This window comes from Pseudomonas sp. FW305-7, assembly GCF_058786735.1.
This window is the reverse complement of sequence record NZ_JBYSZA010000004.1, coordinates 91,217-105,370: the sequence shown is the minus strand read 5'-3', so window position 1 is coordinate 105,370 and position 14,154 is coordinate 91,217. Positions and strand designations below refer to the sequence as shown.

The following is a 14,154-nucleotide window of genomic DNA, read 5'->3' as shown; positions in this document are numbered from 1 at the left end:
TTCCCAGTATGCAACCGGTCATGAATCCGAAATACCCAGGGCTGTCGGTGCGGGTCGCCGATGAAGGTTTTGCGCCTTATATCTGGGGCAGCGACTTCAGTTTTGAAGTCAGCGCTTATGGTGCCGCGGTGATCGGCAAGCCAGTCGAGCAATGGCTGGTGACGCCGATCGTGCCGTACCGCAAGTGCTACGGCATCGATCCCGAGGAATTCAGCAGTTTCCATAAAGCCGCCGACAGCGCGATTTTCATGGCTTACCTCGATGACGAGCCGGTCGGCCATCTGGTGATCAGCACCAACTGGAACGGCTTTGCCCATATCGATGAACTGGCCGTGCACGCGCCGGCACGTCGTCACGGTGTGGCCAAGGCGTTGCTCGATGTCGCACAGTTCTGGAGCCGCAAGAAGAAGTTGCCGGGGATCATGCTGGAAACCCAGAACAATAACCTCGGAGCCTGCCGGTTGTATGAACGGTGTGGCTACGTGATCGGCGGTATTGACCAGTTACGTTATCGCGGCATCGACCCGAATACCGCCGAAGTGGCGCTGTTCTGGTATCGATTGTTCGATAATCCGCTGGAACACGCCGTCAACTCGACAGCATCGCCTCGGCTTGTTCCGTGAGGATCGCCAACAGGGTGTGAATGGCTGCGGGGGTGGGTGCGTGTTTGAAGGTCAGCGCGTAGACACTGATCGGCACGGCCGGTGACAACGGGCACACATCGAGGCCTGCGCTGCGGGCGCCAAGGGCCGTGAATGGGTCGACGATGGCCAGGCCTTCGCCGGCCTCGACCATGCTGCGCATCATCTGGTGGGTTTGCACCCGGGTCTGGATGCTCGGTGCCGGGCGCAGGGCCTGGAGTTTGTTTTCCAGCGCCGGGCTCAGTGGGTCCTGGCCTTCGAGGCCGACCATCGCTTGCCCGGCCAGGTCCTGCAGGGAAATGTATTTCTGCTTCGGTTGCAGCCAGCCGTGGGGCGCGAGCAATTGCAGCTTGCCCTGGGCCAGTGGCTGGCAATTGATGTCGGGATGTTCAGGATCGTGCAGGCTCAGCCCCAGATCGCTCTCGCGCAACAACAGGCTGCGGACGATGTCGCGAGTCGCTGCGCTGATCAGGCTGCAAGGTGCGTCGGGCAAGCGTCGGCGCAGGGCAGCCAGACTTTGCGGGAGCAATTGCTGAGCCAGCGGCGGGGTGCCGATGATGCGGACGGGCGGGGCGAGGTATTGCTTGAGGCTGCCGGCCAGCCGTTGCACCGGCTCCAGCGCCTCATAGACATGAGCGATTTCGATCTGTAGCGCCCGTGCCTCGGGGGTCGCCTGCAAGCGTCCGCGAACGCTGGCGAACAGCATGAACCCCAACTGACTTTCGGCTTCGCGCAAACGCTCTTCGACTTCGGCCACTGGCAATTGCAGCCATTCGGCGGCGGTGCCCAGGTGACCGGTCTGCAAGAGCGCCTGAATCACTTCGATATGACGTAAACGCATGCGTGAAGTCCATGTTCAGCAGGTGGGGTCAGTGGCTGAATCCTACCCCAAGTCTGCGTATATGACTTCAGCTCATAACGCCGGGTTATGAAGCGATGGTTGGCTCAGGTTCGCGAACCAGAGTAATGCCTGACTGAACCAGCAAAAACTCGTTGTCGCTGACCTTGTTGACGCGATCGCCAATGGCCAGTTTGTAAATAGGCTCCGAGCCAGTGGAACCGTCTGCCGACGGGTTGGATTCCTGGAATTCATGCACGGAATAAACGCGGCCTTCCGCATCTCTTGCATGGAACTGACCGACGAGTACTGCTGCCATCTGCTTAGAACCTCTGGAGATAAAACGCTTGATTTGCGGCTTGGTAGACCGTCATCAAGGCCTGTAAGTTTTCCTACAGGAAAAAAATAATCAGCACGCGGGAATTTCCCTTGCCTGCTGGTGGAATCGTCACCGAATCATCTATAACTAGTGGCTCCTCCCACGGACCATCGAGAGTCTTCCATGAGCAATGTCTACAACGTCGCTGTAGTGGTCGGTAGCCTGCGCAAAGCTTCGATCAATCGCAAGGTCGCTCTGGCACTGGCCGAGCTGGCTCCCTCGAACCTCAAGCTTGAGATTGTCGAAATTGGCGATCTGCCACTCTATAACGAAGACATCGACGGCGATTCACCGCCGGCAGCCTACAGCACTTTTCGGCAAAAAGTGGGTTCATCCGACGCGGTGCTGTTTGTAACCCCCGAGTACAATCGTTCCGTGCCTGCACCGTTGAAGAATGCCATCGACGTCGGTTCGCGGCCCTATGGCAAGAGTGTCTGGAGCGGCAAGCCGGGCGCGGTGATCAGTGTTTCGCCGGGTGCCATCGGCGGTTTTGGCGCCAACCAGCATTTGCGCCAGTCGTTTGTGTTTCTCGATGTGCCATGCATGCAGCAGCCTGAAGCGTATCTGGGCGGCGCGGGGTCGGCGTTTGATGAGGCGGGCAAATTGAGCGAGACAGTGAAACCTTTCCTGCAAAAATTCATCGATGCTTATGGGCAATTCGTAGAACACCACAAAAAATAAGCCAAACACGGAACACGATGTAGGAGTGAGCCTGCTCGCGATAGCGGTGTATCAGTCGACTGATTGGTAACTGACAGTCCGCTATCGCGAGCAGGCTCACTCCTACAGTTTTTTGTGTTGGCTTCACTACTCCATTTCAATTTAAGGCTGTTGCGGATGCTTGCTGCGTCACTGATTTTCCTCCTGACCATTACCCTGGTGATCTGGCAACCCAAAGGCCTCGGCGTCGGCTGGAGTGCGACGTTGGGCGCCGTGCTGGCGCTGATTTTCGGCGTGGTGCACCTGAGCGATATTCCGCTGGTGTGGCAAATCATCTGGAATGCCACTGGTACCTTCGTCGCGTTGATCATCATCAGCCTGCTGCTTGACGAGGCCGGTTTTTTTGCCTGGGCCGCGCTGCATGTAGCGCGATGGGGGCGCGGCAGCGGGCGCAAGTTGTTTGCCTTTATGGTGCTGCTCGGGGCATTGGTCTCGGCGCTGTTCGCCAATGACGGCGCGGCGCTGATTCTCACGCCGATTGTTATTTCCATGTTGCTGGCGCTGCGGTTCTCGCCGGCGGCGACGCTGGCGTTTGTCATGGGCGCAGGGTTTATCGCTGATACGGCGAGTCTGCCGCTGGTGGTGTCGAACCTGGTCAACATCGTCTCGGCGGATTTCTTTCATATCGGCTTCAACCGCTACGCGGCAGTGATGGTGCCGGTCAACTTCGTCAGTGTTGCGGCGACGCTGGGCATGCTGCTGTGGTTTTTTCGCCGTGACATTCCGGCTGCTTACGACCCTGAACAGCTCGAACATCCGGAAACCGCCATCCACGACAAAGCCACGTTTTATGCCGGTTGGGCGGTGTTGGCGATTTTGTTGATTGGTTGTTTTGCGCTGGAGCCGCTGGGTATTCCGATCAGTGCGATTTCCGCCGTGTGCGCGGCGTTGCTGCTGGGTATCGCCGCCCGTGGCCACAAGATTTCCACGCGCAAGGTAATGAAAGAGGCGCCGTGGCAGATCGTGATTTTCTCGCTGGGCATGTATCTGGTGGTCTATGGCCTGCGCAATGCCGGGCTGACCGGGTATCTGGCGGGGTGGCTGGATGTTTTTGCCGGGCATGGGGTGTGGGGCGCGGCGCTCGGGACCGGGGTGCTGACGGCGTTGTTGTCGTCGATCATGAACAATTTGCCGACGGTGCTGATCGGGTTGCTGTCGATTGATGCCAGTCAGGCGAGCGGGGTGATCAAGGAGGCGATGATCTATGCCAACGTGATTGGCAGCGATCTGGGGCCGAAGATCACGCCGATTGGCAGTCTGGCGACTCTGCTTTGGCTGCATGTGCTGGAGCGTAAGGGGATCCGGATTGGCTGGGGATATTACTTCAGGGTCGGGATTGTCTTGACGGTGCCGGTGTTGTTGGTGACGTTGGCGGCTTTGGCTTTGCGGTTGTCTTTTTAACGCTTTCGCCTGGCGGCGACTTACTTTGGCAAAAGCCCCAAAGTAAGCAAAGGTCTTTACCCTGACGTCCGGCCCTCGCTGTGGCTCGGGTTCCTTCGCTCCGGGGTTCATCCGGGGCATCGCCTCCGGTTTGCTTCGCTGCACCTCCTCTCGATGTCCTCCCCGGATGAACCCCTCCGCTCAGCCTGCCGACGGGCCTTTTAAGATCAAAAGCGGTACTCGAGCTAACGCTCATTGTGTTGAGTGGTGAAGGTCAAAGGCGGTACTCGAGCTAACGCTCATTGTGTTGAGTGGTGAAGATCAAAGGCAGTACTCGAGCTAACGCTCATTGTGTTGAGTGGTGAAGGTCAAAAGCGGTACTCGAGCTAACGCTCATTGTGTTGAGTGGGGCGGCATGCGCCGCGTTTTGGGTGTGATCATTTCTTTGTGGGAGCTGGCTTGCCAGCGATGGCGGCCTGTTAGCCGACCAATTTCCACCGGATGTACTCGATACCCTAGAGGAGCGAGCCTGCTCGCGAAGAGGCCGGTATTGGCAAAATATTCTTTCAGGCCTGGCCCGGTACGTTCGGCCAGAGATCGGAAACGAGGAATAGCCGCTCTGCCTCTTCCCATTCCCCCTGCGCATTCTCGGTCAGGCGCACCATCAATTGCGCCGGGGCCAGCGGCTCCAGTGCATCCAGCCACATCTGCAAGTGCTCTTGCTCCCAGGCCTGATCCGCCGGGTAGTGCGCCGGCGCGAGCCAGGCGTGGCGGGGCAGGGGTTGCCAGCGGCCGGCCGGGCGCTGGGTCACGAAGGCTGGCCAGTCTTTCTGATGCAGCCAGCTGCCGCGCAGATGCTGTGGATGCGCGCCGCTCGGTGATTCAGCCGTGCCCGGCCATGGATAGAGCAAATACCCGCCCAGCCACAGTTGCGCACTGAATACTTCGATATCCAGCGCCGCCAAGACTTCGCGGCTTTCCAGGCGCGCCGAAATCGGCAGTTGATGCTCGGCCAGATGCGCCAGTTTGCGGTCCAGTCGATCATGGCAGCCCGGGCCCAGCCATTGCGCCGGGTCGCGGCCATCGCCGTTCTGCGGGCCGAGGTAGAGCTTGATCGCCAGTTCCAGGTGATGCACGCCGTCGCGATCACGCAGCAGCATGTCCAGTTCACCGAGTGTGTGGCCCTCGCGGCGGATCGGCAGGTTGGCGGCTATCAGTTCGATCCCCGGCGCGTGCTCTACGGCAAACTGCCACAGCCGCTCGTAATACAGGCCCAGGCGCCGGGTGCGTGCCTGGGACAACCAGTGCAGCAGGCCGTAGCTGTCGCGATCGAGTTGGCGTAGCCATTGTTCCAGTCGCTCGGGATCGCCCACCCAGTCGCTGCCCGCCAGCGGATGACGTTGCGGCCACGGGGTGGTGGCGAGCATCGGCGGGGCGAGGATGGCCCACGCCAGATCGCGCACTTCGGGATGGCGTAATTGGTGGGGTAACGAGAGCAGCTCGGGAAATAGGATCATCTTGCGAGCATAGCCTTAAACACGAGGTCATCCTTGAGGCTGAAAGGATTTTGTCTAACGGCGGCTTTCGCCCATAATCGGGTTTTTCGCGTTTTCGATTGTCCGCAGAGGTCCCATGGAGCAATTTCGTAATATCGGCATCATCGGTCGCCTGGGCAGTTCCCAGGTGCTGGATACCGTCCGCCGACTGAAACGCTTTCTGCTCGATCGTCACCTGCATGTGATCCTCGAAGACACCATCGCCGAAGTCTTGCCGGGCCATGGCCTGCAAACCTCGTCGCGCAAGATGCTCGGTGAAGTCTGCGACATGGTCATCGTCGTCGGCGGTGACGGCAGCCTGCTCGGCGCCGCCCGGGCGCTGGCCAAGCACAATATCCCGGTGCTCGGCATCAACCGTGGCAGCCTCGGCTTTCTCACCGACATTCGCCCGGATGAGCTGGAAGTCGAAGTGGCCAAAGTGCTCGACGGCCACTATCTGGTGGAAAACCGCTTCCTGCTGCAAGCCGAAGTCCGCCGCCATGCCGAGGCCATCGGCCAGGGCGATGCGCTTAACGACGTAGTGCTGCACCCCGGCAAGTCGACCCGAATGATCGAGTTCGAGCTGTACATCGACGGCCAGTTCGTCTGCAGCCAGAAGGCCGACGGCCTGATCGTCGCCACGCCGACCGGTTCCACTGCGTACGCACTGTCTGCCGGCGGGCCGATCATGCATCCCAAGCTCGATGCCATTGTGATCGTGCCGATGTATCCCCATATGTTGTCGAGCAGGCCAATTGTGGTCGATGGCAACAGTGAGCTGAAAATCGTCGTGTCGAAAAACATGCAGATTTACCCGCAGGTCTCCTGCGACGGGCAGAACCACTTCACCTGCGCGCCGGGCGACACCATCACCGTCAGCAAGAAAGCCCAGAAGCTGCGGTTGATTCACCCGCTCGACCACAACTACTACGAAGTCTGCCGGACCAAGCTTGGCTGGGGCAGCAAGCTGGGCGGTGGAGGCGACTGATGCTCGATCCCGCGCGCAGTTATGACTTGATCGGTGACGTGCACGGATGCGCCCTGACCCTCGAACACTTGCTTGACCGACTCGGTTATCACAAGCAGGGCGGGGTCTGGCGACATCCTTCACGCATGGCCGTGTTCGTCGGCGACATCATCGACCGTGGCCCGCGAATTCGCGAGGCGTTGCACATCGTCCACGACATGGTCGAGGCCGGTCAGGCGTTGTGCATCATGGGCAACCACGAATTCAACGCGCTCGGCTGGAGCACTCCGGCGCCACCGGGTAGCGGCAAGCAATTCGTGCGTGAACATACGCCGCGTCATGCGCGTCTGCTCAACGAAACCCTGACCCAGTTCGAAGGCCATCCCGGCGATTGGCATGATTTTCAGCGCTGGTTCTATCAGTTGCCGCTGTTTGTCGATGCCGGGCGTTTTCGTGTGGTGCACGCCTGCTGGGATGCCGGGCTGATCGAGCCGTTGCGCGCGCTGTTCCCGAATGGCTGCATCGACGAGCATTTCCTGCAGTCTTCGGCAGTGCCCGGCAGTTTTGCCTGCACCGTGTTCGATCGTTTGTTGCGCGGCACCGATATGCGCCTGCCCGATGGCCAGACCATGATCAGTGGTGACGGTCTGGTGCGGTCGTTCTTCCGCACCAAGTTCTGGGAAGACGATCCGAAAACCTACGGCGACATCGTGTTCCAGCCCGATGCATTGCCGGAGCCGGTGGCGCAAACCCCGCTGACTTCCACTGAAAAGAATTCGCTGCTGCGCTACGGCGTCGACGAGCCGTTGCTGTTTGTCGGGCACTACTGGCGCAGCGGCAAACCGGCGCCGATCCGCCCGAACCTCGCCTGTCTGGATTACAGCGCCGTGCTCTACGGCAAACTGGTTGCTTATCGCCTGGATCAGGAAACCCGCCTCGATCCGCATAAATTCGTCTGGGTCGATGTCGAGCGGCCGGAGGTGCTGCAATGATCGCGGTCTGCTCATTCTGCTATTTCAATCTGCAACTGGCTGTCACAAGGATTCACCATGGATGACACGACGCTGGATCAACTCGAGGCCGCGCTGCTGGCCTCGCCGGGAAACGTCGCGTTGCTGACGCTGGTGCTCAAGGCCTGCCTTGAGCGCAATGACAGCCAGCGCGGCCTCAAACTGCTTCCCGCCGACCTGCACCAATTGCCGGACGCCGAGGCTTTGAAGCCGATCGCCGCGCAGCTGTACCTGGGCGCCGGGCAGGCTGAAAAAGCCTTGAACCTGGCGAGCGGTGAGGGCGCCCATCTGCAACTGTTGCGCGCACGGGCACTGGCCGACCTTGATCGCCTCAAGGAAGCGTTGGTCGAGTACCGCGCCGCCATCGCTGCCAACCCGGCGTTGGAAGACATGGCGCTGTGGCGCCGCTTGAACGTGTCGGTGGTGGATTTTGCCGCTGGCGAAGGGCGGCCGAAACTGCGGGTGATCTCCAACGACGACACCGATCAGACGGAAGTGCGCCGACTGTTGGTGCCAGACACCGAAACCGTGACGTTCAACGACATCGGTGGCCTGGACGATCTGAAAAAGACCATCCATAAAAAGATCATCCTGCCGTACCAGAAGCCGGGGTTGTTCGAGCGCTTTCGCAAGCGCGTCGGCGGCGGTGTGCTGCTGTACGGGCCGCCTGGCTGCGGCAAAACCTTACTGGCCCGAGCCACCGCCGGCGAGTGTAAGGCGAAGTTTTTCAACGTGGCGATTTCCGACGTGCTGGACATGTACATCGGCGAGTCCGAACGCAAGTTGCACGCCTTGTTCGAGCAGGCGCGGGCGCAGGCACCGGCGGTGATGTTCTTCGATGAAGTCGAGGCGCTGGGCGGCAAACGCTCCAATACCCGCGAGTCGACGTCGTCGAAACTGGTCAGCCAGTTTCTCTCGGAAATGGATGGCTTCACCCATGACAATCATGGCGTGCTGATCCTCGCGGCAACCAACGTGCCGTGGTCGGTGGACTCGGCGTTCCGCCGTCCCGGTCGCTTCGACCGCGTGTTGTTTGTGCCGCCACCGGATCGTGCCGCCCGCGAAAACATGCTGCAACTGATGGTCAAGGGCCGTCCGCTGGCGGCTGATATCGATTTCGCTTTCCTTGCCAAACACACCTCGGGCTTCTCCGGCGCGGACCTCAGCGAGCTGGTGGAAACCGCCGCCGATGAAGCCATCGAGGAGTCGATCAGTGAAGGCGCCGAGCAGCCGATTTGCGACCGCCACTTCAAGCAAGCCTTGAAAGAAGTCCGCGCGACGACGCTGGAATGGCTGACCACCGCCCGCAACTACGCGCGTTATGCCAACGAAGGCAATCAGTACGACGAAGTGCTGGCGTTTCTCGACAAACATGGCAAGGGACGCTGATGGGAACCCAGAATATTTACCGCATTGAAGACGAACCGCGTCCGGGCGGCCTGGCGCGGTTTGCCGTGTCGCCGTTCTGGCCATTGCTGGCGCTGATGATGGGCGGGCTATGGCTGGGTTTGCCGTGGTTCGTGCTCAACTCGGTGGCCGTGGGCAGCCCGACGCGCAAGCGTGAGTGGATCTGGGTTGGCGTCGGTGCCGTGGGCAGCGTGATCCTCGGCCTGGCCTTGATCAGCTTGTTGAACAACGGCTACCTGAGCACTCAGGCACAGATCCAGTACGCCTTGCTGGTCCTGGTGGTGTGGAAACTGAGCATCGGTTACGTGCTGTACACCCTGCAGAACTCGACCATCGAGCTGTATCAATATTATGGCGGCGTGCTCAATCGCTTCGCGCCGCTGGTCGCGCTCGCAGGCGCCTTCCTGCTCAAAGGAATCGTGGTCACTCTGGTGCCGGCGACCCTTTGGTATCTGGTGGTGAGCTGATGAATACCTCTTATCTGCTGCAAGTGGCTTATCAGCGGTTGCAGTCCGGCCACAACGACGGCGCCATCGACAGCCTGCGACAGTTGCTGGCCGATGACCCGGAATGTGCCGAAGCCCACGCCTTGCTGGCGCTGTGTCTGCTCAACATGCGTCGTCTGCATGCCGGGCGCCACGAAGCCTCGATGGCGTTGGCGATGGACCCGGCGTTGCCGTTGGCGCATTACGCCGCCGCGCATATCGACATGGCTGCGCGGCAATTCAAGAGTGCCGAACAGCACCTGTTGCAGTTGCTCGACATGGAGCCGACGGAGCCGCGTTACTACCGCAGTCTCGCGGATCTGTTCCAACTGACCGGGCGCCTTGCGCAGAGTCAGGCGCTGCTGGAAAAGGCGCTGGAGCTGGGCCCCGACGATCCGGCCAATCTGGTGGCGATGGCCGAATATCATCAGGCCTGTGGCCATTGGCAGCAGGCCGAAAGTTTTGCCCGACAGGCACTCCAGGCCGATCCCGGGCATGCCGGGGCCGTGGTGGTACTGGGTCGTTTGCTGCTGCGTCAGGGCGATATCAACGGTGCACGCGAACACGCGATCTGGGCCCTGCAGGAAAACGCCAGCAATGTCTCGGCGCTGAGCCTGCTGACCGCCGTGAAGGCGCGCAGCAATGTGTTCATGGGGCTCTGGTGGCGGTTCAACAGCTGGATGAACGACCGCAGTACGACCGGCGCCATCATTCTGTTGCTGGCGATGTTTGTGGTGTATCGCGTTACCGTGATCACCCTCACCGCACAGGGCTACCCCGGTGCCGCCGAGGTGATCGACTGGGTTTGGCTGGCGTTTGCTCTTTATACCTTCACGGCTCCGCAGATTTTCCGGCGTGCGCTGGAGAAAGAACTGACCCAGGTAAAACTTTCAAGGGAGTTCTAGGACGCCGGGCATTGCGCCCGGCGATCCGCTCGCTGACCTGATGCCCGGCAGTGTCTTGCCGCTTCAGCGCCGTTAAACTAGCGACATTCATTGGAGAGTGTTCAAACATGTCGTCTTTTGCCCAAATGATCAAAAACATCACCCCGGACATCTACGAGAGCCTGAAACTGGCCGTGGAAATCGGCAAGTGGTCGGACGGTGGCAAGCTCACCGCCGAGCAGCGTGAACTGTCGTTGCAGGCGATGATCGCCTGGGAAATCCAGAACCTGCCTGAAGATCAGCGCACCGGTTACATGGGCCCGCAAGAATGTGCGTCGAAGTCGATCGAAGTGCCGAACATCCTGTTCAAATCGGATGCCATCCATTGATCGAGATTGGCCGCGGTGCAATCAGCAAAATGTCGGCGCGCCTGGACGGGCCGAATGTGCAATACGCGTTTCGTCTGGATGACGTCGAGGTGCCGGTCAACCCATTGATCGGCACCACGGTGCGTCTGGAGTACCTGGGGGCGATTCACTGCACCCATTGCGGGCGCAAGACCAAAACCAGTTTCAGCCAGGGTTACTGCTACCCGTGCATGACCAAACTGGCCCAGTGCGACCTGTGCATCATGAGCCCGGAGCGCTGCCACTACGACGCCGGCACCTGCCGCGATCCGCTGTGGGGCGAGCAGTTCTGCATGACCGATCACGTTGTGTACCTGGCCAATTCGTCAGGGATCAAGGTCGGCATCACGCGTGCTACCCAGTTGCCGACCCGTTGGCTCGATCAGGGTGCGAGTCAGGCCTTGCCGATCATGCGTGTATCGACGCGTCAGCAGTCGGGCTTCGTTGAAGACTTGTTCCGCAGTCAGGTGGCCGACAAGACCAACTGGCGTGCACTGCTCAAGGGCGATGCGGTGGCGGTGGATCTGGCACAGGTGCGCGATCAGTTGTTCGAAAGCTGCGCCGAAGGCCTGCAAGGCTTGCAAGAGCGATTCGGCCTACAAGCGATTCAGACGATTGCCGATGTAGAACCTCTCGAAATCCGCTATCCGGTCGAGCAATACCCGGCCAAAATCGTCAGCTTCAACCTGGACAAGAACCCGATTGCCGAAGGCACGCTGCTGGGGATCAAGGGTCAGTACCTGATCTTCGACACCGGCGTGATCAATATTCGTAAGTACACGGCTTATCAGCTCGCCGTGCATCAATAAGGACTCCAGCATGCGCACCGAACAACCGAAGATGATTTACCTGAAGGACTATCAGGCGCCCGAGTACCTGATCGATGAAACACACCTGACCTTCGAGTTGTTCGAGGACCACAGCCTGGTCCACGCGCAACTGGTGATGCGCCGCAACCCGGCACGTGGCGCCGGCCTGCCGCCGCTGGTGCTCGACGGCCAGCAAGTGGAACTGCTCTCGGTGACCCTCGCCGATAAGGAACTGGCTGACGGCGACTATCAGTTGTCCGAGAACCATCTGACCCTGCAACCGACCAGCGAAACCTTTACGGTCGACACCAGCGTCAGGATCCACCCGGAAACCAACACCGCGCTGGAAGGCCTGTACAAGTCCGGCACGATGTTCTGCACCCAGTGCGAGGCCGAAGGCTTCCGCAAGATCACCTATTACCTCGACCGCCCGGACGTGATGAGCAAGTTCACCACCACCGTGGTCGCCGAACAGCACAGCTATCCGGTGCTGCTCTCCAACGGCAACCCGATTGCTTCAGGCCCGGGTGAAGACGGCCGGCACTGGGCAACGTGGGAAGACCCGTTCATGAAACCGGCGTACCTGTTCGCGCTGGTGGCCGGTGATTTGTGGTGCGTTGAAGACACCTTCACCACCATGACCGAGCGCACGGTCGCGCTACGCATCTACGTCGAGCCGGAAAACATCGACAAGTGCCAGCACGCGATGAACAGCCTGAAGAAGTCGATGCGCTGGGACGAAGAGGTCTACGGTCGCGAGTACGATCTGGACATCTTCATGATCGTCGCCGTCAACGACTTCAACATGGGCGCGATGGAGAACAAGGGCCTCAATATCTTCAACTCCAGCGCCGTGCTGGCCCGCGCCGAAACCGCCACCGACGCCGCGCATCAGCGGGTCGAGGCGATCGTCGCCCACGAATATTTCCACAACTGGTCGGGCAACCGCGTGACCTGCCGCGACTGGTTCCAGCTGTCGCTCAAGGAAGGCTTCACCGTGTTCCGCGATTCCGGCTTCTCTGCCGACATGAACTCGGCCACGGTCAAGCGCATTCAGGACGTCGCCTACCTGCGTACCCACCAGTTCGCCGAAGATGCAGGTCCCATGGCCCACGCCGTGCGCCCGGACAGCTTCATCGAAATTTCCAACTTCTACACCCTGACCGTGTACGAAAAGGGTTCGGAAGTGGTCGGCATGATCCACACCTTGCTCGGCGCCGAAGGCTTCCGTAAAGGCAGCGATCTGTACTTCGAACGCCATGACGGTCAAGCCGTGACCTGCGACGACTTCATCAAGGCCATGGAAGATGCCAACGGTGTCGACCTGACCCAGTTCAAGCGCTGGTACAGCCAGGCCGGCACACCGCGTCTGGCAGTGAGCGAGTCTTACGACGCTGCGGCGAAAACCTACAGCCTGACCTTCCGCCAGAGCTGCCCGGAGACCCCGGACAAGGTTGAAAAACTGCCGTTCGTGATCCCGGTCGAACTGGGCCTGCTCGACAGTAAAGGCAACGAAATTGCCCTGCGTCTGACTGGCGAAGCCGCTGCCCAAGGCACCACGCGCGTGATATCGGTGACTGAAGCCGAGCAGACCTTCACCTTCGTCGACATCGCCGAACAGCCGCTGCCATCGTTGCTGCGCGGTTTCTCGGCGCCGGTGAAACTGAGCTTCCCGTACAACCGCGATCAGTTGATGTTCCTGATGCAGCACGACAGCGACGGTTTCAACCGCTGGGATGCCGGTCAGCAACTGTCGGTGCAGGTGCTGCAAGAGCTGATCGCCCAGCAGCAGAAGGGCGAGAGCCTGGTGCTCGATCCACGGCTGGTGTCGGCGCTGCGTACGGTTCTGTCGGACGAGTCGCTGGATCAGGCGATGGTTGCCGAGATGCTTTCGCTGCCGGGCGAGGCGTACCTCACCGAAATCAGCGAAGTGGCGGACGTCGACGCCATCCATATCGCTCGCGAGTTCGCCCGCAAGCAACTGGCGGACAATCTGTTCGAAGCGCTGTGGCTGCGTTATCAGGCCAACCGCGACCTGTCGAAGCAGACGCCGTACGTAGCCGAGGCCGAGCACTTCGCCCGTCGCGCGTTGCAGAACATTGCGCTGTCGTACCTGATGCTCAGCGGCAAGCCGCAAGTGCTGGCAGCGGCGCTGGAGCAATTCGAAACGGCCGACAACATGACCGAGCGCCTGACGGCGCTGGCGGTGTTGGTCAACTCGCCGTTCGAAGAGCAGAAAGCATTGGCGCTGGCGAGTTTCGCCGAGCACTTCAAGGACAACCCGCTGGTCATGGATCAATGGTTCAGCGTGCAGGCCGGCAGCACCTTGCCCGGCGGTCTGGAGCGCGTGAAAGCGTTGATGCAGCACCCGGCGTTCAACATCAAGAACCCGAACAAGGTGCGTGCGCTGGTCGGTGCATTTGCCGGGCAGAACCTGATCAACTTCCACGCGGCGGATGGTTCCGGTTATCGCTTCCTCGCGGATCTGGTGATCGAGCTGAACGGCTTCAACCCGCAGATCGCTTCGCGCCAATTGGCGCCGCTGACTCGCTGGCGCAAATATGATGGTGCGCGGCAGGCGTTGATGAAGGGTGAGCTGGAGCGGATTCTGGCTTCGGGGCAGCTGTCGAGTGATGTGTATGAGGTCGTCAGCAAGAGCCTGGCCTAAGGTGTTTTAACACCAAGCCCTGTG

At 60.3% G+C, this 14,154-nt stretch carries 14 protein-coding genes; 11 read left to right on the top strand and 3 right to left on the bottom strand.

Features of this window, described 5'->3' with window-relative positions; genetic code table 11:
• Positions 1-8 precede the first annotated feature (8 nt).
• Positions 9-623 carry a GNAT family N-acetyltransferase gene (locus tag AC3WMT_RS07360; protein ID WP_103303508.1) on the top strand — a complete coding sequence of 205 codons (615 nt, stop codon included), beginning with the start codon at positions 9-11 and terminating at the stop codon, positions 621-623.
• On the opposite strand, the gene AC3WMT_RS07355 is transcribed toward AC3WMT_RS07360, so the two are convergent.
• Complete coding sequence (locus tag AC3WMT_RS07355; RefSeq protein ID WP_103303509.1) at positions 589-1,482, bottom strand: LysR family transcriptional regulator; 894 nt, start codon at positions 1,480-1,482, stop codon at positions 589-591. The two genes, AC3WMT_RS07360 and AC3WMT_RS07355, sit on opposite strands and share 35 nt — an antisense overlap.
• An 85-nt stretch (positions 1,483-1,567) precedes the next feature.
• A complete protein-coding gene (locus tag AC3WMT_RS07350; RefSeq protein WP_103303510.1) occupies positions 1,568-1,798 on the bottom strand; it encodes a hypothetical protein in 231 nt (76 codons plus the stop codon).
• A gap of 183 nt (positions 1,799-1,981) precedes the next feature.
• On the opposite strand from AC3WMT_RS07350, the gene AC3WMT_RS07345 reads away from it, so the two are divergent.
• Both AC3WMT_RS07345 and AC3WMT_RS07340 read left to right on the top strand, forming a co-directional pair.
• The gene (locus tag AC3WMT_RS07345; protein ID WP_103303511.1) at positions 1,982-2,539 is read left to right on the top strand and encodes an NADPH-dependent FMN reductase; all 558 of its coding nucleotides are present in this window, start codon (positions 1,982-1,984) and stop codon (positions 2,537-2,539) included.
• 156 nt (positions 2,540-2,695) lie between these two features.
• A complete protein-coding gene (locus tag AC3WMT_RS07340; protein ID WP_103303513.1) occupies positions 2,696-3,979 on the top strand; it encodes an arsenic transporter in 1,284 nt (427 codons plus the stop codon).
• Positions 3,980-4,524: 545 nt separating this feature from the next.
• Here AC3WMT_RS07340 and AC3WMT_RS07335 read toward each other — a convergent pair.
• Positions 4,525-5,475, bottom strand: a complete 951-nt coding sequence (locus AC3WMT_RS07335) for a DUF1853 family protein (protein ID WP_103303514.1) — start codon at positions 5,473-5,475, stop codon at positions 4,525-4,527.
• A gap of 115 nt (positions 5,476-5,590) precedes the next feature.
• Here AC3WMT_RS07335 and AC3WMT_RS07330 point away from each other — a divergent pair, with 115 nt between their 5' ends.
• From AC3WMT_RS07330 to pepN, 8 genes are all read left to right on the top strand, one after another.
• Positions 5,591-6,481, top strand: coding sequence for an NAD(+) kinase (locus AC3WMT_RS07330; protein WP_003224174.1), 891 nt, complete (start codon positions 5,591-5,593; stop codon positions 6,479-6,481).
• Positions 6,478-7,452 carry a metallophosphoesterase gene (locus AC3WMT_RS07325; protein WP_371919307.1) on the top strand — a complete coding sequence of 325 codons (975 nt, stop codon included), beginning with the start codon at positions 6,478-6,480 and terminating at the stop codon, positions 7,450-7,452. The genes AC3WMT_RS07330 and AC3WMT_RS07325 overlap by 4 nt, the downstream gene beginning before the upstream one ends.
• A 57-nt stretch (positions 7,453-7,509) precedes the next feature.
• Positions 7,510-8,859, top strand: coding sequence for an ATP-binding protein (locus tag AC3WMT_RS07320; RefSeq protein ID WP_103303516.1), 1,350 nt, complete (start codon positions 7,510-7,512; stop codon positions 8,857-8,859).
• Positions 8,859-9,344 carry a hypothetical protein gene (locus tag AC3WMT_RS07315; RefSeq protein WP_103303517.1) on the top strand — a complete coding sequence of 162 codons (486 nt, stop codon included), beginning with the start codon at positions 8,859-8,861 and terminating at the stop codon, positions 9,342-9,344. The genes AC3WMT_RS07320 and AC3WMT_RS07315 overlap by 1 nt, the downstream gene beginning before the upstream one ends.
• Positions 9,344-10,267, top strand: coding sequence for a tetratricopeptide repeat protein (locus AC3WMT_RS07310; RefSeq protein WP_103303518.1), 924 nt, complete (start codon positions 9,344-9,346; stop codon positions 10,265-10,267). The genes AC3WMT_RS07315 and AC3WMT_RS07310 overlap by 1 nt, the downstream gene beginning before the upstream one ends.
• A 107-nt stretch (positions 10,268-10,374) precedes the next feature.
• Entirely contained in the window at positions 10,375-10,635 is a 261-nt protein-coding gene (locus AC3WMT_RS07305; RefSeq protein ID WP_103303519.1) for a YeaC family protein, read from the top strand.
• A complete protein-coding gene (locus tag AC3WMT_RS07300) occupies positions 10,632-11,462 on the top strand; it encodes a DUF2797 domain-containing protein (protein WP_103303520.1) in 831 nt (276 codons plus the stop codon). The genes AC3WMT_RS07305 and AC3WMT_RS07300 overlap by 4 nt, the downstream gene beginning before the upstream one ends.
• Positions 11,463-11,472: 10 nt before the next feature.
• Positions 11,473-14,130, top strand: coding sequence for an aminopeptidase N (gene pepN, locus AC3WMT_RS07295; protein ID WP_103303521.1), 2,658 nt, complete (start codon positions 11,473-11,475; stop codon positions 14,128-14,130).
• The last annotated feature ends 24 nt before the right edge of the window (positions 14,131-14,154 follow it).